At 57.9% G+C, this 22573-nt stretch carries 15 protein-coding genes; 8 read left to right on the forward strand and 7 right to left on the reverse strand.

What is annotated here, in order from left to right:
• Window positions 1-280 precede the first annotated feature (280 nt).
• Window positions 281-1000 carry a hypothetical protein gene (locus Enr13x_RS14510; RefSeq protein ID WP_145387106.1) on the reverse strand — a complete coding sequence of 240 codons (720 nt, stop codon included), beginning with the start codon at window positions 998-1000 and terminating at the stop codon, window positions 281-283.
• A gap of 312 nt (window positions 1001-1312) precedes the next feature.
• Here Enr13x_RS14510 and ychF point away from each other — a divergent pair, with 312 nt between their 5' ends.
• The 4 genes from ychF to Enr13x_RS14530 all read left to right on the forward strand — a co-directional run bounded on the left by ychF (window position 1313) and on the right by Enr13x_RS14530 (window position 4279).
• Window positions 1313-2404, forward strand: a complete 1092-nt coding sequence (gene ychF, locus Enr13x_RS14515) for a redox-regulated ATPase YchF (protein WP_145387108.1) — start codon at window positions 1313-1315, stop codon at window positions 2402-2404.
• Window positions 2405-2455: 51 nt separating this feature from the next.
• Window positions 2456-3088 (forward strand): hypothetical protein, encoded by a 633-nt coding sequence (locus Enr13x_RS14520; RefSeq protein ID WP_231744296.1) that lies wholly within the window; start codon window positions 2456-2458, stop codon window positions 3086-3088.
• Between the two features lies 1 nt (window position 3089).
• The gene (locus Enr13x_RS14525; protein ID WP_145387112.1) at window positions 3090-3455 is read left to right on the forward strand and encodes an amidohydrolase; all 366 of its coding nucleotides are present in this window, start codon (window positions 3090-3092) and stop codon (window positions 3453-3455) included.
• A 155-nt stretch (window positions 3456-3610) separates the two neighbouring features.
• The gene (locus tag Enr13x_RS14530) at window positions 3611-4279 is read left to right on the forward strand and encodes a DOMON domain-containing protein (RefSeq protein ID WP_231744297.1); all 669 of its coding nucleotides are present in this window, start codon (window positions 3611-3613) and stop codon (window positions 4277-4279) included.
• 84 nt (window positions 4280-4363) lie between these two features.
• Here Enr13x_RS14530 and Enr13x_RS14535 read toward each other — a convergent pair whose 3' ends face one another.
• The 3 genes from Enr13x_RS14535 to Enr13x_RS14545 all read right to left on the reverse strand — a co-directional run bounded on the left by Enr13x_RS14535 (window position 4364) and on the right by Enr13x_RS14545 (window position 7376).
• On the reverse strand, window positions 4364-5392 hold the full coding sequence (locus Enr13x_RS14535; RefSeq protein ID WP_145387114.1) for a FemAB family XrtA/PEP-CTERM system-associated protein: 1029 nt from the start codon (window positions 5390-5392) through the stop codon (window positions 4364-4366).
• Between the two features lie 3 nt (window positions 5393-5395).
• Window positions 5396-6190, reverse strand: a complete 795-nt coding sequence (locus Enr13x_RS14540; protein ID WP_197456030.1) for a lamin tail domain-containing protein — start codon at window positions 6188-6190, stop codon at window positions 5396-5398.
• A gap of 289 nt (window positions 6191-6479) precedes the next feature.
• Entirely contained in the window at window positions 6480-7376 is an 897-nt protein-coding gene (locus Enr13x_RS14545) for a patatin-like phospholipase family protein (protein ID WP_145387116.1), read from the reverse strand.
• A gap of 541 nt (window positions 7377-7917) precedes the next feature.
• Between Enr13x_RS14545 and Enr13x_RS14550 the strand changes: the two genes are divergently transcribed.
• Window positions 7918-8745: an N-acyl amino acid synthase FeeM domain-containing protein gene (locus Enr13x_RS14550; RefSeq protein WP_145387118.1), complete on the forward strand. Its 828-nt coding sequence runs from the start codon at window positions 7918-7920 to the stop codon at window positions 8743-8745.
• A 305-nt stretch (window positions 8746-9050) separates the two neighbouring features.
• On the opposite strand, the gene Enr13x_RS14555 is transcribed toward Enr13x_RS14550, so the two are convergent.
• The 3 genes from Enr13x_RS14555 to Enr13x_RS14565 form a co-directional block, all read right to left on the reverse strand.
• Window positions 9051-15167: an SdrD B-like domain-containing protein gene (locus Enr13x_RS14555; RefSeq protein WP_145387120.1), complete on the reverse strand. Its 6117-nt coding sequence runs from the start codon at window positions 15165-15167 to the stop codon at window positions 9051-9053.
• A 327-nt stretch (window positions 15168-15494) separates the two neighbouring features.
• Complete coding sequence (locus tag Enr13x_RS14560; RefSeq protein ID WP_145387122.1) at window positions 15495-16247, reverse strand: PEP-CTERM sorting domain-containing protein; 753 nt, start codon at window positions 16245-16247, stop codon at window positions 15495-15497.
• Between the two features lie 772 nt (window positions 16248-17019).
• The gene (locus Enr13x_RS14565; RefSeq protein ID WP_145387125.1) at window positions 17020-17904 is read right to left on the reverse strand and encodes a hypothetical protein; all 885 of its coding nucleotides are present in this window, start codon (window positions 17902-17904) and stop codon (window positions 17020-17022) included.
• A gap of 742 nt (window positions 17905-18646) precedes the next feature.
• Between Enr13x_RS14565 and Enr13x_RS14570 the strand changes: the two genes are divergently transcribed.
• The 3 genes from Enr13x_RS14570 to Enr13x_RS14575 all read left to right on the forward strand — a co-directional run bounded on the left by Enr13x_RS14570 (window position 18647) and on the right by Enr13x_RS14575 (window position 22530).
• Complete coding sequence (locus tag Enr13x_RS14570; RefSeq protein ID WP_145387128.1) at window positions 18647-19705, forward strand: exosortase/archaeosortase family protein; 1059 nt, start codon at window positions 18647-18649, stop codon at window positions 19703-19705.
• Window positions 19706-19900: 195 nt separating this feature from the next.
• Window positions 19901-20038 (forward strand): hypothetical protein, encoded by a 138-nt coding sequence (locus Enr13x_RS37965; protein ID WP_197456032.1) that lies wholly within the window; start codon window positions 19901-19903, stop codon window positions 20036-20038.
• Window positions 20039-20166: 128 nt separating this feature from the next.
• Window positions 20167-22530: a polysaccharide biosynthesis tyrosine autokinase gene (locus tag Enr13x_RS14575; RefSeq protein WP_145387130.1), complete on the forward strand. Its 2364-nt coding sequence runs from the start codon at window positions 20167-20169 to the stop codon at window positions 22528-22530.
• Window positions 22531-22573 lie beyond the last annotated feature (43 nt).

Consider the following 22573-nt stretch of genomic DNA (forward strand, 5'->3'; position numbering starts at 1 on the left):
CCGTAAGGCCTCGGGCAGCGTCGCCGTGCCCGGCCGCTTACGCGTCGGACGAATAAGTGGGATAGGCTTCCAGCCTGTCATGGCGAAAACGACAGGCTGGAAGCCTATCCCACAATCAATCCCCGCCACTTATTCTTCCGACGGCCGCTTACGCGGCGCGCGGTTCACAAAAACGACATTCCGCTCGCGCCCTGCCGCTAAAAAATGCTTCACAGCGTTGGCGTTGAGAGGTGACGCAGATCTTAGCGGGTCGCGAGCGTCTTGAAACGGCCTCCCGCGTTCAGTCGGGTTGCCGGATCCAGTGGCGGGGACGTTCGGCACCGCCGGTGCCGGCTTGGTCGTCCGGGGGCGGCAATTGCGAAAGCACCGAGAAGTCACCGGAGTGGGGCGTTCGAGCCGGTTGGCCGAGCGCAGGCGAGCTTGCCAGTTGGGCGCCCGGAGGGTGGGGAGCGGCCACAGGACTCGGTGCGGCGGTGGCGGCCAGCGAAGGGGGCTCGCTGATCGCGTTCTGGTAGACCCATTGTTTGCCGGCGGGGGCGATCGCTGCGGGAGGGGGACTGTCGTTGTGCAGTCCCGCAATCGATTGATCCACGTACTGCGTCGCGGCGAACACGCGTTCCAGTTCGGCCAGCCGCTGCGCTTCATCAGGGCTGGTCGATTGACTGGCGACGGCTGTGGTGGCGTTGAAATGGGTTTCGTAGAAGGGGTCTCGGTCCACCGGCACGGCCAGGTCCTGGTAGGTGAGCGGCAATTGTCGCGGTGGGGTGGATGTTGCCGGTGGCGAATAGTCCGTTCGCGGGTCGTAAACGACGGGGACTTGGACGTCTTCGGTCACTTCGCGGACCAGCATCTCGATGGATGCGTCATCAAACCGATCGGATGTCCGTTGATCGGCCCCCTCGTCGACGGCAGAGGCATCGGGCAGAGTTGGCTTGCGAAACGGCAGGGAGAAAAGGATCCCGCCGCCCAGAATCAGAATTCCGAGAGAGGTGCGTCGCACGCGAAAACCTGGGGCTGGAGAGGAAACGGAGGGGGGTCTCACCGGCGGAGCGGGTGAGGTGGGGCCAGTTTCTTCCATGAAGTTTGGTGCGCTTCGTGCGATTGAATCCTTTCGTCACGTTCGACACCTCTGGTCCAGCCTGGTCGGGGAATTGGGCCGGATCATCGAAGCCGTGCCCCGATTCTGAGGGTTGGGCAAAGGCTGCGGCAGCGATGAGCGCTGCGGCACCGTTGAAAGCTGTGCCCTACGAAAAACGGCTCGCCGATGATACGCTTTCCCGTTTCACACACGCCCCCCTGTTTGAACAGAGCCATGGAAGCTGGGATTGTCGGATTGCCGAACGTTGGCAAGAGCACGCTATTTAACGCATTAACGAGCTCGCAGGCCGCCCAAAGCGAGAATTACCCGTTTTGCACGATCGAGCCCAACGAGGGGATCGTCAACGTTCCCGACGAGCGTTTGGGGCGAATCACGAAGTACATCGTGCCGCAAAAGACCATTCCCGCCGCGCTCAAGTTGGTGGACATCGCGGGGATCGTCAAAGGTGCCAGCGACGGAGAAGGCTTGGGCAATAAATTCCTCAGCCATATCCGCCAAGTCGACGCGATCGTTCAGGTCGTGCGTTGTTTCGAAGACGCCGACGTGATCCACGTGTCGGGAAATGTTGATCCGCTGGCCGACATCGACACGATCGAAACCGAGTTGGTTTTGGCGGACCTTCAAACCCTGGAAAATTCGCTCGCCAAAGCCCAGCGGACCGCTCGCAGCGGTGACAAAGAGGCGAAAATTCGGGTCACCGCGATTGAAAAATGCAACGCGCATCTGGAATCCGAGCAGCCCCTTCGGACGCTGAACTTGACCGAACCGGAAGCCAAATCGATCCACAGCTTTGGATTGATGACGGCCAAGCCGATCTTGTACGTCGCCAACGTTGACGAAAACGACCTGGAAGGAAAAGATCCGCTGGTGGACAAGGTTCGCCAGCACGCCGAGACGTCGGGGGCCAATGTGGTCTGCGTCAGCGCGAAACTGGAAGCCGAATTGGCCGAGCTGGACGAAGCCGATCGCGAAGAAATGTTGGCCGACGTGGGGCTGGAAGCGCCGGCATTGAGCACGATCGCGCAGGCCGCCTACAAGACGTTGGGGTTGCAAAGCTACTTCACGGCGGGTGAAAAAGAGGTCCGAGCCTGGACGATCCCCGTCGGCGCGACCGCTCCCCAGGCCGCCGGCGTGATTCACAGCGACTTCGAAAAGGGGTTCATTCGCTGTGAGGTCTACACTCTCGAAGACCTGGAAACCCATGGCAGCGAGAAAGAAATTCGCCAAGCCGGTAAACTACGTGTGGAGGGGAAAGACTACGTTATGCATGACGGTGACATTTGTCATTTCCTTCACAAAATCTGATTCGGCCACCCTCAACCACGAAGCTCTTCCGCTCAGGTATTCATGAATAAGATGTTGATTCCCATCCTCTTTGCTCTCGGCACGGCAGTCTTCTGGGGCTGCTACGGACCAACCATTGGAAACGCACAGGCACCGCGGATCGATGGGAAGCCGTTGTTGCCGCCGGACGGCTGGACGCCGTTCAAACCGTACGTGTTTATCGGAATCGCGTATCTGGTGATCGCGATCGCCGGCGGCTTGGCGATGATGAAGCTCAAGGGCGACAGTTTCGACTACTTCGCGCCCGTCCCCGGCGTCGAGGGGGCGTCGCATTTCATGACGGCGAAATGGGGGTTCCTGGCGGGCGCGCTCGGGGCTTTCGGTGCGCTCTGTCTGACGACGGCGATGATGACCAGTCGCGGCAATGCGTTGTTGGTGATGCCGATCGTTTTCGGCGGCGCCGTCTCGATCACGGCCATCGTTTCGATCATCAAACTGCGTGGGCACGGCCCCTTGGAAATCAATCCGTTGCTGTGGGTCGGGATGGGCTTGACCGTTGTCGGTGTCGTGTTGGTGGCGATGAACACGCCGCACGGTCACGCGGCCAAAAAACCGGTCGCGCCGGCCACCGACACGATCGCGACGACGGATGCCGCGGCCCAGGAAGCCGACCAGGAAAAACCGGAATCTGCGGAAGCCTCGTGAGATGAACGCTTCACCGACCGAATCACGCGACCGGGTCGAAGCCATCGACCACCAAGTCGCGCATCTTTGGATGGTGCGAACATTCCTCAAGCACGCCGACGAAGCGGAAGACGATGAAGAACTGCGGAGCGTCGTCAGAGACATTTACGACTTCATCCTGGCGGTCGGGCCGATCGACGACGTCCGGGACAATGCGGCCTATTTGAAAATGGCCAAAAAGAAACTCTCCAAGCTCCGCAAGGCCACCGAGTTGTACGAGGAAATTCAACCCGAAGTCAGCGGACACACGAACTTTGTGATGGCGGCCAAGTCTCTCCGCCTGGCACTCGATGCCATCACCAAGATCATCAATCCACCCGTGGCGTAAGCTTCCAGCTTGCGATCCCAACCAGTGGCGTAAGCTTCCAGCTTGCGATCCCAGCCAGTGGTGGCGTAAGCTTCCAGCTTGCGATTCGTTGGCCGAAGGCCGACGGAGCTCCTGTCGCCAACACCGCTCGAAACCCAACCACCACGGATCCTCCCTTGGCAGATTCCAAATCCAAGACGAAAGACTTCATCGATCCGACGTTTCTGTTTCGGTTTGAAGTCGAGATCCGTCAAGCGGATTTGGAATGGACATCAAAGGGTCTGAAACTTCCCGAGAGTTGCCGGATGCCATCGTTCGGGGCGCTCGGTGGACGCAAGGTGTTTGCCGACGTTCGTCTCGGCTGGTCCGAAGACGGAATCGGGATCCAGATCCAGGTCAATGGCAAGCGGCAAGTGCCTTGGTGCCGCGAGACGCGACTCGATGAAAGCGATGGATTTCACTTGTGGCTGGACACGCGATGCAGCCCCAACATTCACCGCGCGACACAATACTGCCACCGCTTTTTATTCATGCCTGCCGGTGGTGGACCGAGACGCGAGCGACCGATCGCCTCCCTGATCGAAATCCACCGCTCCCGCGGCAACCCCAAGTCGATCGCGGCCGACGCGTTGTCGATCAAGGCGTTCGCGCGCCACGACGGTTATGAACTGTGCGGTCTGATCCCCAGCGCTGCGCTGACCGGATTTGATCCGTCCGATCAAACACGCCTGGCGATCTACTACGCCGTGATCGATCGCGAACTCGGCTGGCAAACGCTCGGCGCCGGCCCGGAATACCCCGTCACCGAAGACCCCAGCCTGTGGGCCGATGCGGTGTTGGTTTAGTGCCAGGTTCCGAATTCGGAGTTTGAGATTTGCAAACTCTCACGGAATCGATTGGCCGCTCACCCCACGTGCTGAAATGTTCCCCTACGGGATCCCGCGGACGATCGAGGGGCCGATCAGCTTGGTCAACCAAACCGGCAGCTTCTGCCAGGCTTGGACCAAACGCTTCTTTCCGCCCGCGTCGGGGCGCATCTGATTGGGATCGCCCTTGCGGACGTAGTATTGCCAAGTCGCCGGATGAGGCTTCGCACCCCATTGGGCTTTGAACTTGTAGGTCCCGGCGTCTTCGCTGCTGCGTCCGAAATCAAACGTGTGGCTGCCCTTTTCGATCGCCCGCTGCAACAAATGGCGGTACATCAACATGTTCGCGCCGGTGCGATTGAACTCGCGCAAACTGCTCGCGCTCGGCACTTCCGTCACGCCACGGCTGTGGACGATCAATCCGCCCGCGATCGGTTTGCCTTCGTTGCGAACCACGCACAGTTCGGCATCACCGTCAAAGTGCTTCAAGATGCTTGAAAATAGCTTCTTGGAAAACACCGGCGTGCCGAGGTCACGCATATTGTGCGCAAAGACGTCATAAAATTCAGCGAGCAACTCCTGGCCGCCGAAATGCACGGTGGAGTCATACGTCCCCGACTTCCTGACCTGGCTGCGTAGCTTCGATTTAAACGACTTGTCCAGCGCCTCGTCCGTCTCCGGCAGCGGCAAGCGCAGATGAAATTTGTCGGTCCGCACCATGTTGAACTTCGGGTGTTCGGCCGGCTGTTCGTGGCGCAGTTCCAGATACTTGACGTCCAACTGATCCGCCAAGTCGCACGCCGCGTCGATCAGTTGCCGGGCGACCTCGTCATTCGACGCCCAGACCCCACCGGTATTCAGATAAGGCAAGCTGACCAAGAACTTGCCAAAGATCGGTCCACGGACAAAGACCAGGGGAAGGATGCCATGGACCTCTTGTCCGTCGACACAACGAAGCAAATAAGCCTTGTGACCCAAGCCATCGACGAGCGAGCTGATCCAAGCGGGATGGTGTCCCGCAAGCTGACCATGCGCCGCCTGGCGAATCTCCGGCCATGCACAAGGCCACGAACAGGTTTCAACTTCCGTCAAATTTCATGACTCTCGACGAGAGCGGCGACGACGCAGGCCCACCGTCCCGCAAATCAGTCCGGCGAAAATCGCCAGTGAAGTAGGCTCCGGAACCGTTGCAGGCGGTCCAGCTGGGAATTGCACCAAACCGGGCGAACCAAAATTGCCTGCTTCCGTGCCAGAAAGGCCGAAATTATTTGTTGCTACTAAGTTTTCTGATGTCGTGGCCAGCCAATCAGATCCTTGCGTTCCACTCAAATTGTCCAGGAAAATACTGTGCCCAGGTTCAGGAGTTGGCCAGCTCGTATCAGTGTTGAAGTTGTTGAGCGAGAACGAATCTGGGACGCTCGTTGACGTCAAATGAAGAGAGAGACTGCCCGTGTTGAGTTGATCAGACAACGATTGCCAGGGTTCTAAGCCGAGGGAATTAGAGGAATCTAGCCCGAGCGATACGAGAAGCTGATCGTTAGCGATTATATCAATATTCAATCCGTCATCGAATGGGTACTCAGCTGCATAGAGAACTAGACTGCTATTGCTAGCCAAGTTTCCGGTAAGCGGCCCAAAACTCAGTTCAACGCCTGAGTCAGCCAAATCCGAAGGATCTTGGATTTGAAGAGCTAATTCGTAGTCGCTGAGGTCTACAGAGGAGGAGCCAAAGTTCGCAATTTCAATCCACTCATACGCGAACTGAGGAATATCACTATCTCCCTGGATTGGATTGTACATCACCTCCGAGATCACCAACCCTGCATTCGCATTCGCGGCGCCGAACAGAAACGCGACCAAAACTGAAAATTGAAACGATCGAGCAAGCATTGGCTCCATCCAAATGTGTGTTGAGGAGACTGGGCCCAGTGAGTCAGGCGGAGAATATCGCCCATTTCCCCCAGTCAATCAACACCGCGTTGGACATTCAAACCACCCGAACATCAAATTTTCATGTCTTACCGTCTTGGCCGCCCCAAAACAGAGATGAAGGTCAGTATCCCGCCACCCCTTCCGGCTGACACTCGCGATCCACTCGGGTAGTCCAACCATTTTCTTGTCACAAATGTTCCTGTCTCCGCTCCCGTCACATCATTCTGCCCCATCGTTTTGCCCTCCCTCACTCCACCTGCGCAAGCGCCCCCGCCGCGGCGTCATACCCTGCCTGAATCAACGGGTTGGGATTCGTGAAATCGAACCAAGCCACCGACCCCAGTTGCGGACGCACCACCAGATCGGCATAAGTCAACTGCTGCTGTCGAATCCGTGCTTCAGCCAGTTCCTGAAAACGCAGCACCGACTGCAGCGCCGTTCGGCACGACTTGTGTGCCGATTCGGTCGGACTGACATCGATCACGATCAGCTCGCCAAAACCGTCCATCAATTCCCTGGCCAGATCACACGGCACCGCGTCATAGACTCCGACGTCACTAAGTTTCCGTCCGTCAATCTCCACCGATGGAAAGACCCCGGGAATCGACATCGAAGCGACCACGGCTTTGCGGAGCGAGCCGCGACTGAGTACGACACGCTGGCCACTGCGCAAATCCACCGCGATCAAGTGCAGCGGTGTCCGCAGATCCTCGATCGCGATGTCCGGCAACAACTCATCGGTGATCGCTTCCAGCAACGTGCTGGGCAACAACGATTCGGTCAGCGCGGCGCGTCCGATCGCTTTCTGCGCCCAAAACAGTCGTGTCCAGCGGCGCAACCACCGCGCGTTGGACTCATCACGCCCCGAGGCTCCGGCTGCGGCGCCGACGACTTTCTGCTGTAGCGTGCGGTAGCGGTCCGATTCCAAGAAATCGCGGGCCAGGGCTTCGGCGCGTTCGACATCACGTTCGACCGCACAGAGTGCCGCCATCAACGCGCCCATGCTGACGCCGACCATCCGTCCGATGCCAATGCCGGAGTGTCCGATGGCGCGCATCGCACCGAGGTGTGCCAGACCGCGAGCGCCGCCGCCGCCGAGCATCACCGTCGCGTCGGCCCACTCACTTCGCGGGCGTCGTAACATCAATCGCCCATGCCAATGGGTAAGTTTCACAGAGCCGCCCCCCTGTTTGTGCCGGATAGAAATAACTGAACAACCGTAGCACACAGTTTGGGTGTGTCGCGGGGAGCTGAATCACGCGCCACTGGCATGCATTCCGGGGGGGGCGCTAAGCGAGCGGCGCGTGGGGTTCGCCCCACAACCTGCTTTTGTTAGCGGAAGGGCGCGAGCCCTCCGGTGTTTCTGCTTTTGTTAGCGGAAGGGCGCAAGCCCTCCGGTGTTTCCAGCTGTTTTCACGCTGCCACCGGACGGCTCGCGCCGTTCCGCTAAATCACGCGCCAATGGCTGACGCCACGTGCTGGCATAACCGCTGCATCCCCAACAGGCGTCACAGCCGACCGGGGCACCCCCATTTCGTGTTCGCTTGCTTCGCGATCCTGGGGCCTGGTGCGAAGCCCAGATCTAGGGTTCGTCAGACAGGGTGATTGTCCGGGGGGATTGTCATACGAAAGCGCGTGCGGCGAAGGCCGGCGTGCTCAGACCTCCTCCTCTTCTTTCTTTCACCATGCAAACGACTCACGTAGCCGCCGGCACCACAACGGTTTGTCCGTTGATCCCGTCCGCACCGAAAGCGCCGCCCAAGCGATCCATTCCCGGACTCCGATACGAAGTCGCCTCTCGTCGAGAAGACCTGCACGAAGCATTCAGCCTGATCTACCAATCGTATCGACACGCAGGGCTGGTCGAAGAAAACGAGAGCCAAGTTCGACTGACACCGTTTCATCTGTTGCCGACCACCGAAGTCTTTGTGACCAAGCTCGGCGAGAAAGTCGTCTCGACCGTCTCCTTGATCGGCGACGGTGAACTGGGGTTACCGCTGGAATCGATCTATCCGAAAAATGTGGAACTGATCCGAAACCGTGGTTTGCGGATGGGAGAAATCGGTAGCCTGGCCGATTGCCGGGATTCACCGGTGCGATTTATCGAGACGTTCGCCGCGATGGGACGATTGCTCGCCCAGGTGGCGAAGAGCCGTGGCTACGACGGGCTGGTCGCCGCGGCGCACCCCAAGCACGCACGTTTGTACCAGCGGATTTTACCGTTTGAACAAATCGGAAAGATGTCGACGTGCCCCTACGCCAACGGCAATCCGGCGGTGATGCTGGCGTTGGTGTTCGAGGACCATCGCGGCAGCGAACTTTACGAACGCTTCTTTGGTTCGATGAGTAGCGTCACCGACACCGTGCCACGTCCTTGGTCTGCCGAAACGTACGACTACTTTCACAAGCTACTGCATTCCAATCGGCTGCAATCCGAACGCCCGCTCTCCGGCCAGGGCGGTCCCATGCTCAGCAAACGGCGATCGGTTCAAAACAGCCGAATCGACAACTAAGCAACGCACGGAAAATAAGTGGGATAGGCTTCCAGCCTGTCGACGCTGGAATGACAGGCTGGAAGCCTATCCCACTCGCTAGATCCGACACTTAGTTTCCGTTCGATTCTAATCACGCGTCACTGGCTGACGGCCTGTCGGCTTAATCGGGTTCGGCTGAGGCAATGGTGAGCCGCTGGCCGTAAGGCCTCGGGCGACGTTGAAGGCCCGGCCGCTCACGCGTCGCGGCTCACTTTATCGACACGCTGCTGACGCCACATGCTGGCATCCATCCCAGCGCGACGCGTGATGCGGCTCGCTATCGATCAGACGGTATCCAAGAAGTTGGCGTCGTCAGTGATGACGATCGTATCCAACCCGGCGCCGGCTTCACGCACGGCAACTTTCAGCGTGTGGTTTCCTGCGTCCAGATCAAACTGAACCGCTTCACCACTCTCGCTAACCGTTTGCCAGGTCAGCACTCCGTTGGTGACTTGCATGTGCCACTTCACCCACGGGCCATCATCGATCGCGATCCAGAACGAGTTCGAACCGCCGTCCGCCGCACTCACCAACGCATGCATGGTGAACACGCCTGCCTGGTCGACGGTGAAGTCGTAGGTCAGTTCATCGCCGACCGAAGGCGAACTGTAGTGCGGCGTTCCGTTGGACGCGACCAGGAATTCATTTCCATCGTCGTCGTGCTCGACCATCCAGTCGCCGCTGCGTTGCATCTGAGTCGCATCGATCACGATCGTGTTGCTGGACAGCTTGCTGACCATCCATTTGTCCAGCTTCACGCCGTCTTCACGAACCTTTAATTGCATCGTGTGGTGCCCGGAGTCCAGGAAAAAGCTTGTCGCATCCTGGTTCCAACCATCGGTCACGGTTTGCCAGTCGAACGAGCTGCCGGTGTTCATGTGCCACTGAACCCAAGGCAGGTTATCGATCTTCACCCAGACCGAATTGTCGGCACTGCTGGATGCTTTCACCAGGCCGGACAGTTCGTAGTTGGCGGTGTGGTCCACCGAGAACTGATACATCACCTTTTTGTACGAAGGCGGCGTGTTGTAGTGTGACCCTGAACCGTTGGGTGCCATGATGTACCTGCCGCCGGAAGCGTAGCTGGAACTGTACTCCTTCCACGGGCGATCCATCCACTCGTAGTCTTCCGCTTCGAACATCTTGTCGACCGCCGCTTCATACAGACCGGCATCGATGCTGTTATCGCACTCATGGTCGTCCAAGTGGATCAGGTCTGTTTTGCCATCGGCGCCGGCGTTGCTGCCGTTGTCGGCGTTGGAGCCCTGGTATTGTGGCGAGAACACAAAATCCTCGGGCGCGATGAATTGCACAAGGTAGTCGCCGCTGTCCAGTCCGTTGAATGAGTACAAACCGTCGGAATCGGTGGTGGTGGTGGCCACAACGTTGTGATGCGGATCCAGCAACTTGACCGTGACACCGGGGATGCCGGGTTCGTTGTGGTCCTGCTTGCCATCGCGATCCAAATCGTTCCAGACGTAGTTCCCGATCTTGCCAGAGGGCGCCGCCACCGGGTTCTTGTAGTGGCTGGGGTCTGAATCGGTAACCGTGTCGGCGACAACCGTTCCCACGTTAGCGTACAGGCCGGCGGTCAGGTGCTGGAATTTGACCTTGCGAATCTTGAACCGATCTTCCGGCGTGGTGTCGACGGTCGAGGCCGCCAGGACAAGCACATTTCCGGAGACCTCGTTGCCATTGAAGTTCGCCCAGCGTGAACCGCTGCTGGTCGTGTCGTTGACTTCGTTCAGCGTCAGTCCGCTCAGCAACGCGTCGCTGAGGGTTTGATGGCTACCGAAGGCACCTGGGATCGTGCCGATCCAGATGGACAAGTCGCTGTCGTTGACGACGCTATCCAAATACGCTTGGTCGACGACGACGTTTTCCGAGAATTCAAACAATACAAAGTTGTCACGTCCGACGTTGTCGACGCGGTGTGTGCCGTTGCCTCCATTACCTTCGCTCGAATCGGTCACGCCCAGGCCGCCGGAGAAGATGCCTAGGAAGGCCTCGTTCCAGTTACCACTGTCGTCACGGCTGAACGCACTCGCGTTGACCGAAACGCCATCGGTCGTGAACGTCCGCATGTTGCCGTTGGTTCCATCCAGACCGCTGCTGCCGTTGAAGTAGAACGTGCTGGTGGCGCCGGACGTCGTCAACGACTCCGCGGTCGTGCCGTAGCTGTAGGTCCAAACTTCTCCCGGTGACAGCAGTCCGTCATCGTTGGTGTTCGAACCGACAAACACTGGTCTGAAATCATCGCTGGTATCGTTCGGCGTGCCGTTGTCGTCCGTCACCACGACTTCCCCGAACGTAAACGTGGTCTCACCCGTGTTCGTCACCGTGTAGGTCCAGTCGACAGATGCCCCCGGAGCGATTTCCACGGCTCCGGCAGGCGTGTCGGCGTCGACACCGTTGGTCGATTTCTCGATGTCGATGTTTGGAATTCCCGGCGGGGTCGGTGCGGGGTTCGTGTAGTGGCTGGGGTCGGAATCGAATGCGACGCCGATATCCACCGACGCAATGTTGCCATAGATGCCGTCAACGACGTGCTGGAACTTGACCTTGCGAATCTTGAAGGCGTCTTCCGGGCTTGTGTCCGACGTGGATGCAGCCAACACCAAAACGTTTCCGGCGACTTGTCCGCCGTTGAAATCAGCCCACCGCGAATAGGAACTGGTGGTGTCGTCGTCTTCGTTCGACAGTCCGCTCAGCAAGCCATCGGAGAGCGTTTGGTGAGTGCCGTATGCACCGGGGATCGTGCCGATCCAGATGGAGAGGTCACTATCGTTGACCACGCTGTCCAGGTAAGCCTTGTCGACGACAACGGTTTCCGAGAATTCAAACAGCACGTAATTGTCGCGGCCCATGTTGTCGACACGGTGCGTGCCGTTGCTGCCGCTTTCGCTGCCATCGGTCACGCCGAGCCCACCGGAGAAGATGCCCAGGTAGGCGTCATCCCAGTTGCCGTTGGAATCGCGGCTGAAGGCACTGGCGTTCACCGAAACGCCGTCCTTGGTAAAGCTGCGGACGTTGCCGCTGTCGCCGCTGACCGAACCGCTTTGATTGAACTCAAATACGCTGGTCGCACCCGTGGCCGTCAACGTTTGGGCGGTCGATGTCGCGGTGTACTCCCAGTCTTCACCGGGCGAAAGGATTCCGTCATTGCCATCGTCTGGGCCAACAAAGGTCGGCGGGAAGTCATCGCTGGTGTCACCCGGCGTTCCGTTGTCGTCTCGCACAACAACGTCCGCTGCTGCGATCGGCGTGTCGCCGGTATTGGTGACAATGTAGGTCCAAGTCACGGTGTCACCCGGAGCGATCTCGACCGCTTCACCGGGCGTGTCGGCTTGCACACCGTTGGTCAGTTTTTCGATGTCGATATCGGGAGTCCCGATCACGACGTAGTTGGCCGGGTCGTCGTCGGTGACATCATCCAAGTTCGGGACGACCGGAGTGCCCACGACGTCAGCGATATTGGTGAACTGTCCGGCCATCGAGGCGGTGATCGTGGCGGAGTACAACCAGACTTCGTCGACCTGCAGGATTCCGTCTCCGTCATCGCCACTCTGATAGAGCGGATTAAAATCGTCACCCGTGTTGCCAGGCGTGGCGTTGTCGTCGAAGACGATCACGTTTTCCAAATCGACGTCACCGGTGTTGGTCACGACATAGTTGAACGTGACGTCATCGCCGACATTGAAACTCGGTCCGTCGCCAGTGTCGGCATCCAGACACTCGACCATTTCATTCGGCTTAGTGAATTTCAGCTCGGTGATCGCGCCACTGCCGGGGAACGTGACGACCAACGAAGTGACCTCATCGACGTCGATGGGGATTTGTTGGAAGCTGTTGTTCCCGAGTGCCGCGATGTTGAACGATTGCTGACCCGAATTGGTCAGGACCGTGACGACGGTGCCACCATTTTCATTGGTGTCGATATCCAGCAATCCGATGTGGTCGATTCGGACCGCGTTATCGAACGTGAACGTGATCGTGCCGCCGTGTGCTTCGTCATCGGGGTCGTTGGAATCACCGTCTTCGGAAATGATCAACACATTGCCGAGAGCCTGGTTGTTTTCGCCGACCGCACCACTCTTGCCACCGTACCCGATGCCGGGACCGGAGAAGTCTTGGTTCGGCGTGCCCAGATCGTGGTCACCGCCGGTCGGCGAGGCACTGTCAAAGATCATCGCGATATCGGGTCCACTCGATCGGCCATTGTTGGCTGCAACCGTCACACCGAGCGCGGAATACTCATCATCGATCACCGTCCCAGCAACGAACCCGTCGAAATCGATCACGTGCATCTCACCGCTACCGGCCACCACATGTTCGACACATTTTTCGATATCGATTCCTGGCGCAGCGCCCACGACGTAATTGGCCGGATCGTCGTCGGTGACGTCGGGGCCGACGGGATCGCCGCTATCATCCACCGGAGTGCCAACGACGGAACCGATATTGGTGAACTGGCCGATCGCCAGTGCGGTGATCTGGGCCTGGTAGAGCCACGTTTCGCCTGGATCAAGCCGACCGTCTTGGTCATCATCGCCGACGTTGAAGAAGTTTCCGAGCCCATCGTCTTCTTCGACGGGATCAGGATTGAAATCGTCACCCGGAACACCAGGCGTCGCATTGTCATCGCTGACGACAACGGGCGTCAGTTCGACATCGCCAGGGTTGGTGACAAAGTAAGTGAACACGAGCGTGTCGCCCAACTCTGCGGTCGGTCCGGGCGGAGTGTCCGCATCGACGCCAAAATCGTTCGGATTGGTGTTAGGAACGGGTGCCGGTGTGCTCAGGTCGGCGCCCAGTTCATTTTGCACCGCGAACAGGTTCTTGGTGTTTTCGATCAGCGAAGCGTTGCCTGAGGCATAAGCCGCCTGCGTCAACGAAATCACTTCCGCTTGGGTGTAGGAGTAATCCACGTTGGGATTGGCGGCGTTGAGCAGTGCGGCGGTCGCATGGCGTCCGAGTGCATTCAGTCCACCTCCTCCGCGTCCGAGCGCATCGAGCAGGGTCAGTCCGGAATCGTCGCTGACATCGAAGACGGAATTGTAGGAATGCAAGGGATCGAAACCGGTATCGGGCCATCCTTTCAACGGTGCCGGTCCAAACTCAGAGTGCGTCTTCCAGAACCCGGGCGTCAGCCCCTCACCGCCCCCGGCCTGATCTTCAACGACCTTGACAAATTTTTCAATGTCGATCGCAGGATTCAAAGGCGGCGGAGGCAGGAAGATCCCGGCGTCCAGGGTGGGATTGTGCTCACCGGGTGCCAGCGTGACGATCTGGGTCATGCCGTTGTTCGGGTCGGCATCGCTATCGAGCGTATCGTCACCGGCGTTTTGCGCCGTGAAGACATAGCCCGGCGGCAGATCGGTAAACGTGACCTTGTACTCTTCGCCCGGATTCAGGTTGTCAAAGTTGTAGAAGCCGGTCGGATCCGTGGTCGTCGTTTCCGTCGTGTTGTCACCGACGGTGCTGATCAGCCCATCGGGCCCACCACCGGTCAGGGTCACGGTGACACCCTCAACCCCCGCTTCACCATTGTCCTGAATTCCGTTCAGATTGTTGTCGTACCAAACGAAGTCACCGAGTGAGGAGAGTAGTCGATCGGTGGGGCCGAGGTCTGCTTTGTTTCGCCCGTTGAAATTTGTGGTGAACGAGCCGGTGAAGTTAGATTCTTCACTTGAAATCTGAATTGCAATATCCTTCCCCGCAAAGTACGCCGGTCTTGGATTCCCGCTTGTTTGCAAGGTTCCGGTCTCAGACAGCAGCCCACCGGTGACTCTGAGCCGTACCTCATAGCGATCAATTGCCGTAACGCCACCATCGACAAACCCAAAATCAATGACTTCACCCCTCAGCAATAAACCATTGACATCGACGACGGGGGGAAGCTCATCGGGAAACTCGACATCCAGTCCGCCCGTGAGTTGGAAGTCATCACCCGGGACGCCACCAACTAATGCTCCGCTCGCGTCGACCTGAAAAGTTAAGTCAAAGTCTCCAGGGATGATAAACGGCGCTCTGACCCCGCCATCCTCTAACTGAAAGTTGATTGTAGTCCCGGTCGCTGAGAAAAGGTCCGTTGTCGCGTTGTAACTGACCGCAGCTGGCTCACTAAGCCCGTCCGAAAAAACCCGCGGATGTTCGAGATTAAGACCGAGTGCTGCCAGCACACGCCGATCTTCAAGCGGCTGCAACCGTAACTTTCTGCGTTTATCCGCGCGTTGCGTTTGTCGCGTGAAAACTCTTCGGGCACGTTTGCGTTCAAGAGATTTCTTGGAGGGCATGGCTGAGGCTCTGGGGAGGTAGCAAAAATAGTCTGGGGCACTTTTCCGAGCTGAATCGCTGAGGATAGTTCGAGGAATGCAACCAAAAAGCAATTTGGTGAACATTTCATCAGAAGAACGCGTGACTACTTAGTATGAGCCATAAAGTCTGCAAAAAACTTAGCTTTAAGATGGCACGAGTTTTATCTGTAGAGCCGCGGTCTAATCCTCAGAGAGACTTCCGTAGAACAGAAGTGCGAGAAAGGCACGTATGAACGCGAAGCGGACACGCAAACAGGTGGTTCGGGCGTGCGATGTATGGTGAACGTTCGGTGGACCGCCACTTAATGTCAAGCCTCTAGGCTTCACGTCAGCTTTGAGGAGTCGCAAGAATGGACGAGCGTTTAAGTCTGCTCTTCTAGTGGCTTCTAGAGTCCAGGGGCTTAAGCAAGCCTAGGTCGTCAACCGTTTGCGGCGTACTCGGATGACTCCAATGCCCACCGCCCCGATCATCCAACCGGCGAAGCTTGAAGGTTCTGGAACTGCGCGTGCATTCACGTCTGACGTGCTAAATCCGTTGGTATTGAAAGACGTAAGGAAGTTTCCGTCAAAATCAATCCCAGTGGCATCGAGGTTTATGTTGAGAAGCAAGTCTTGCCCAAACTCGGACTGAAGCTCCCCGTCCGTCGAAATCGCACTTATCTCCAGAGTCAATGGAGCCGTGAACTCGGATGGTGTCGCGGTGGCACTAACTGTTCCAAAATTATGGACGAGCTCTTTCAGAGTGCCTTGAAGAAGGGTGGCTTGCGTTCCAAGAACCCATGGCGAAGTTTCAAAGGCTCCAACGATGTCAAATGAACCCGAAGAGATAACACCCAGATTGCTAACCGTAGCGTTGAGAGTGAAAGTGCCGTTATGGAAAGCGGTCTTGCCGGAATCCGGTGGAGATCCCATGTAAATCGTCGACTCAACACCCGCAGCATCCACATAAAGGGTGGCGTCGCCAGTCAAAGAGAATGCTTGACTAACGTGGTCGTACGACCCCGAAAGACCTTGCAATTTAATGTCCGGATTAGCAATTGCTCCGAGAACGCCCGCGTCGGACCTGCTCTGTATTGACGACGCAAGGATGATCGCAAAAAAAATCGACCATGCCCTTGGATGGTAGCAAGTCACCGGTGTCGATGATCCCATCAGGTCATTCATCAAATTTACTTCGTTGGGCAGGAGTGCTACGGGTACGATCGACTAACGTGTAGGAAGCTCCATGGTACCCAGATTCTCACGCAACGCAAGGAATATTTGTCTACCACCTGGAAAACGGATTTAGGACCCCCACGCCCTCCCCTCTCCCCGTAAGTCCGTCGTGGGGCTAGCCCGGGGGTGGTTAAGTCGGGGGGGCTCGCAACCATTTCACGATAGCCGCCGACCGTCTAGAAGCAGCAGTTAGGCAAGCGGCCAAAAGCCGCGTTGAAGTGTTTGGCAAGTGTGGGGGGCGGAAAGCGAATCCGCGATAGGGTCCTGCTTCTCCAAGTTGAACAATTGGGCAGATGGGGGCGTTATATCGTTTTCGGGGCAACGCCGCCATGCTTCGGTACTTGGGGTTTCAAACGCAACTCTGGTGTCTTAGTCAATCAAGGAGGTCTCGATTTGGCTTCCGTCACGCAGGGACTCCAGCACTAAGTCACGCAAGATTTCTCGTGTCAATAGGCTTTTCTGCTCAAGTGACTGTTTGAGTGAACGCCAGTCCAGCTGCAAATTCAATCATTTATGGGAGATTGCCCTGGCAAACGGGTGAGGCCTTTTCGGCATCGATTTTGGGCAGCGAGTGCGCAACACGACGCATTTTGCGTCGGCATTTCCTTGGTGTCTCAATTGAGTGTTACTGTTGGTGCGGTGCCATGTCGCTCGCAGCGGCGTCTTGACTGCGGTTTTCGTGTTGTTAAAGTCTCCCCGCTCGGTCCGTGGCGTCGGTTTGTCACTCCGAGTAAATCGCCTGGAAAATGGGCAAAACGCCTCGGATCAGCACGTATCCGGCGACGGAAATGGCGGCCAGTAGCAGGCCTCCTGTCACGCTCCACTTGATCAGGTTCTGCCGATTCGTTCGTTTTTCGTTCTTCTGTAGTAAACGATCCGTGAAATCGGAGGCGACGCGGTCGGTGTCGTTGTCTTGCCGGCTTGACCGCGTGGGGTTGGGGAGCGGCCGCCGGTGTGGCTGGTCGACCACCATGATCGGGCGATTCGCGTCCGGGCTCTCGGTGTTGTCTGTCGCCGTCTCCGCCCCGGTGGCTGCGGCATCGCCAGGCGGCTCTTCAGCCAGCGGGTCTCCAAAACGGCGGTCGGCTCGGCTGCCGATCTGATTGGCCCACAAGTGCACGTTCCCGACCCAAATCGATTCGCCTCCCGGGACCAATTCCCTGGCCATGGGGTCGCGATCGGGCAAGGAATCGGGATTCAGCTGCACCGCCCAAACCCGCCTGCCGACGCAAACGATTCCCAGTTCACAGACCCGTAGCCCCAATCCATGCATTCGCATCGAACTGGGGTGCCCCTCGCCAAGAATGGTGACCTGGCGATTCAGCCGTCGCGTCTGTTCTCCGGTCCCCCAGTCCATCACCAAAGCCGCATCGGCCGGCTCGGCTTCGGTTGAAGATTGCCCAATCGCCTCGTTTTCAGCGGCCGTCCGCTCGGCCAAAACCGTGGGCGACGTCCAATTTGGGTCCGCGTCCGACATCAGCGACAATCGATGTTTGCCCACCAGCAACTGAGTGTCCGACTTGATTCGCCCCCAAATCGGGAACGCGATGCCACATAGCGGCCAGACCTCAACCCGCGAGCCGCAGGCGACGGCAAAGTAAACCACCGCTGGAAGTCGCTTGTATTCGACGTGAACCTGGCAGCGGTCGTGGGCCCCAATCAACGCAAACGGTAGCGGCAGCTCAACCCACGCCTCGTCATCCCTTCGCCTAGACGAGAAGCTCCACCGCGTTGACGGCCAGTAATGCATAGGGGGGGAATGGAAAAGTGGAGAAGCGGGCCGCTGGTGGCGGCAGAACTTTCCCCACATCCTAGCTACTGCCGGACGGAGGAATAGCTGCTCGGTACCGGAGAGCGGCTAGATCGGAGCGTCCAGATTGTCGATCACTCCAGCTCGTCTTGATATCCGGATTTCGCGGGTTCAACAATCGTAATCCTAACCAATTTTCCGCTTGACAGGTCTTCACTCTCGCCTATCCTCAGCCCAAGGCGAACCCCTCTGTGCGGGTAGGGAAATGATCTGTAGTTGCAACCGCTTTTTCATCAGAAATCTGCCCGTCAAACACGCGCCGGGTGCCAAGTCACTGAGGGCGGAGCCGTTTCGCCCAGATCGGCGACACTTACAGTCCTGCCGGGACGCCCACAAAACCCCACACGGGCCTTAGTCTTCTGGCCCAGTCATCCGATGCACACTCCCATCGTGAACGCTCGAGACGAGAGTAGCCCGCCGGGTAGCAAACTGGTCGAAAGTCGGCTCAGGCAGCCGCCACGCCATCAGGACGCTCCCCCGATTCGCAAAACCTTGCACCGCGCCCCGTCAAACCAGTCCAACGGAGCTGGCTTTTTCCATGTCTAAAAAACGCAAACCGATCCGGCCAGCGGCAAAAAGCGGCGGCGGAAAGCCCCGTAGTCGCAGCAAGCCCTCGGGTCTCACTGAACTGAACCGTAAATTGGCTCGTGGCGAGTCGGTTTCGCTGTCGCCGCAAAAAGCCGAAGCCGAGCCGCTGGTCGAGATCGCGCCGCCGAGGCGTTGGCCCGCCAGCACGTGGGGCATGATTGCTCTGGCGATCGGGATCCTGGCCTACAGCTATCTGCCCACGTTCTCGTGGATCATCGACAGCTGGCAAAATGAGCCTGATTATGGCCACGGGTGGTTTGTCGTCCCTCTGGCTCTGTACCTGTGTTACCGGCGTAGCGATTTGTTTCCGGGGTCGAGCGAGAAGGTGGCTTGGCAAGGGCTTTCGCTGATTGTGTTGGCGATCGGGATTCGAGTGCTCAGTCGATTCGCCTACGCCGACTTCCTGGACGCCTATTCGATCCTGCCCCTGTTGGCCGGCGCCGTCTGGTGTCTGCTCGGGTTGCGGGCGATGCTGTGGGCCCTGCCGGCGATCGGATTTCTGTTCTTTGCGATTCCGCTGCCGTTCCAGGCCGAGAGTGCGTTGAGTTGGAATTTGCAGGGCGTCGCGACGGACTTGAGCACATTTTTCCTGCGCGCCCTGGGCCAGCCCGCGGTCGCGGAAGGCCATATCGTGTGGATGGGCGAGGAAAAGCTGATGATCGAAGAGGCGTGCAGCGGGCTGCGGATCTTCGTCGGCATGGCCGCGTGTGCGTATTTTTGGGCCGTGCTGAGCGACCGAAATTGGTCTGATCGAGCAGTCTTGGTGATGACGGCGATCCCGGCGGCGATTTTGGTCAATGCGGCTCGGATCGTGGTGATCGGACTGTTCTACACCCAGGTCTCCTCGGCCGCCGGGCGGCACTGGATTCATGACTTCTCGGGGTACGCGATGATCGCCGCCTCCTTCGCATTGCTGGGGCTGGTCAGCTGGTACTGGCAGTTGGTGTACAAACGAGTTCCGATTATGACCGCAAAAGAGACTTTGCGGGGCTCTGTCAGCCATTCGTAGATAATTCACGTCAAACATTAGACTACCGCTGCCGGCTGGGTAGTATGAAGGCCGTCCGATGCGGGTTCCCACATCAAAGGACGCATCCGTTGGATAGTCGAAGCGAGTTGTCAAACCTGCTGGCGACGGCCGTTCAAACGCCAGGGCTGGCACTGTCACCTCATCAGCGGGCGAACGGATCGGAAGGATCGAAACGTGATTCAATCTTTACAAAATTTCTCAACTTTTCGTGTATCCACTGAGCCTGGCGGCGTTCAAACGGACGGAGAGGTAGATGTTGTGAAAACGACCCTTTCAGCACTGACGATCGCCAAGACCGGCGGTTTCATCTGAACGACCCCACTCTTCTTGAACTGACTTTGAAATCGGATTTTGAGTCGGTTCCCCGTCACGACGAACTCCCAGCCAATCTCACCGGGTTGGAACCACTCCCATCTCTTGCGTTACAGCTAACGACGAAAATGGATCATCAATCAAATCAGTTGCAGCCTTATCACAATGGCCCGGTCGTTCGCATGTCCGCCAGCAGTGAATCCCCCAACGCGTTTGACCCCTGGTTGCTGTGGATCACCCTGCGACGCTGTTGGTATTGGGCAATTCCGGTCGGAGTCGTGCTGGCGGTGATTGCGGCCTTCGCCGTGCTGCAATCCTTTGTGCCGCAATTTCAAGCGACCCATCATTTGGCCGCCAACAAAGACTGGCTGATTGACAGTGGCGTCATGCCGACACCCGATGACTTGGCCCGTTCTGAGAAAACGTTGATCACCAGCCCCATCGTGCTGTCTCAGGTGATCGACAAGCCCGAACTTCAGGCTTATGGCTTGCAAGACCCCGATCCCGACGTCCGCGAACAAACACTGATTTCCAATTTATCAATTCGAGGCGGCGGAACCCGATCGGCGATGTCGATCAGCTACATCGACAGTGACAAAAAATTCGCCGCCGATGTCTGCAATGCCGTCGTTGAAGCCTACCTGCAAAAACGTGACGAGTACGACAATCGTCGAATTGGTCGCCTGGAGCAATGGCTGACGCCCCAAGTGGAGCAGTTGAAGCGAAAAGTCGAAGAGCAGGAAAAGCTGGTCAGCCAGCTTGCCAAAGAGGCTCACGGCGTTGCCCCGGGCGAACGGGTCGCTGCGATTGAAAACAGCGACTCGATCGCGTTGGTTGAAAAACTCCGCGGCGAGATCAGCGATCTCGAAATCGAACTCGCCCTGATGGATGCGGGGATCGGAATTCGCAACCCATCCGCCAGCGACAACATTATTGTGCCATCGGTCGCAGAGTTTGTCCCCCCGGTGATTCAGGTGGAGCGAGGCGAGATCGATCCCGACCGACTTGAATCGCTGATCCTGAACGACAAGGTGGTCGCGCGTGCCCAGGAAATGTACGAGATCTATCGCAAGCAAGTGTTGGAGCTCGAAATCAGCGAACGCTGGCGGTTTGACAAGGAGCGTTACGCACGACTTCAAAAGGATCGTGATGAATGGGAGGCCAAGTTGGCCAGTGCCCGGGAAACCGCTTCCAAGACGGCCGTGAGAATTCTAGAAGACGAGATCGAGGAAGATTATCAGCGTCAGCTTGAATTAGCGGAACTCGAAAAGGAACGATTGCGTGCCGAGTTCGCGGCCAACGCGGATGCCAAAAAGGCCGAACTGGAGCGTCGCAGTGAGTTGATGAGCGAACAGGAGAAACTCTTGATCGGCGATCGTCGTGATCAACTGGTCAAGCGGCTGCAGGTCCTGCAAGACCAATACAAGACCGAATCAGATCGTTTGCGTCAACGCGATGGCAACAGCGTCGCCCTGCAGTTTGCCAACGACGATTTGGAACGGAGTCGGTCGATGCTGCACCGAATCGTGGATCGCTTGGAGTCGATTCAGATGGAAAGCAAACGCGGCAGTTCGGTGATCTCGATCGCAGCGGCCACTCCGCCCTCACGCCCGGTCGAAGCGGTGCCGTTCAAAAAGATGGTCATGGCCGGTGGCGGAGCCTTTGCCATTCCGTTCCTGATCGGGTTGCTGTGGGAATTCCGAACGAAACGGATCACCGACAGTCTCGATCTGGAAAAATCGCACACGCTCGCCCCGGTGGTCGGCGAACTCGCCCGCGCCCCACGGGCGGCCAGCGGCAGGAATTCCAAGAGCCGGCGGGTGTTCGAAGAGAGCGTTGACGCCCTTCGCGCCAACCTGGCGCTCTCCAAAGACACCCGCCACGCCCGATCATTCGCGGTGGTCAGTTCGATGTCCGGCGAAGGCAAGAGCACCGCGGTGTCGCAATTGGCGATTTCGTTGGCCAAGTCTAGCGGCAAAACGGTGTTGATCATTGACTGTGACATGCGTTGCCCCGACCAGCATGACGTCTTCGGCTTAGCCCTCGAGCCCGGGCTGAACGAAGTCTTGCGAAAAGTGGTTCCGATGAAGGAAGCCATCAATCGCGAGTTGGGTGACCTGGTCCACGTGCTTCCCGCCGGTCATCTCAAAGCCAGTCCGCACCGGTTGGTCTCGCCGGACTCGATGAAAGAATTGATGGATGAGGCGCTCGATTCGTACCAATACGTGATTCTGGATACCGCGCCGGTGCTGTCGGCCGGTGAAACTCTGGCCATTGCGTCTGTCGTCGATTCGACCTTGGTCTGCGTGATGCGAGACCTGACCCGCATGGACAGCGTCGTCCGGACGACGCATCGCTTGGAAGCCTCCGGGGCAAACGTCGTGGGAACGATCTTTAGCGGCGTGACGCCGCGACAGTACTCCTATCGATATGGAGACTACAAATACAGCGATTTCGGGCAAATGTTAGCGGAGACCGCACACAGAAATTGATTCGACGAAGCCGTTCATCACGCGTTAAATTGAATCACGATTC

Source organism: Stieleria neptunia (assembly GCF_007754155.1).
Taxonomy (GTDB): domain Bacteria; phylum Planctomycetota; class Planctomycetia; order Pirellulales; family Pirellulaceae; genus Stieleria; species Stieleria neptunia.

Bases quoted from the DNA above. Each gene is read 5' to 3' on its own strand.
- Enr13x_RS14570 (WP_145387128.1), top strand. From the start codon at position 18,647: ATGTCTAAAAAACGCAAACCGATCCGGCCAGCGGCAAAAAGCGGCGGC.
- Enr13x_RS14520 (WP_231744296.1), top strand. From the start codon at position 2,456: ATGTTGATTCCCATCCTCTTTGCTCTCGGCACGGCAGTCTTCTGGGGC.
- Enr13x_RS14575 (WP_145387130.1), top strand. From the start codon at position 20,167: ATGGATCATCAATCAAATCAGTTGCAGCCTTATCACAATGGCCCGGTC.
- Enr13x_RS14550 (WP_145387118.1), top strand. From the start codon at position 7,918: ATGCAAACGACTCACGTAGCCGCCGGCACCACAACGGTTTGTCCGTTG.
- Enr13x_RS14555 (WP_145387120.1), bottom strand. From the start codon at position 15,167: ATGTTCACCAAATTGCTTTTTGGTTGCATTCCTCGAACTATCCTCAGC.
- Enr13x_RS14560 (WP_145387122.1), bottom strand. From the start codon at position 16,247: ATGAATGACCTGATGGGATCATCGACACCGGTGACTTGCTACCATCCA.
- Enr13x_RS14540 (WP_197456030.1), bottom strand. From the start codon at position 6,190: ATGCTTGCTCGATCGTTTCAATTTTCAGTTTTGGTCGCGTTTCTGTTC.
- Enr13x_RS14545 (WP_145387116.1), bottom strand. From the start codon at position 7,376: ATGTTACGACGCCCGCGAAGTGAGTGGGCCGACGCGACGGTGATGCTC.
- Enr13x_RS14525 (WP_145387112.1), top strand. From the start codon at position 3,090: ATGAACGCTTCACCGACCGAATCACGCGACCGGGTCGAAGCCATCGAC.
- ychF (WP_145387108.1), top strand. From the start codon at position 1,313: ATGGAAGCTGGGATTGTCGGATTGCCGAACGTTGGCAAGAGCACGCTA.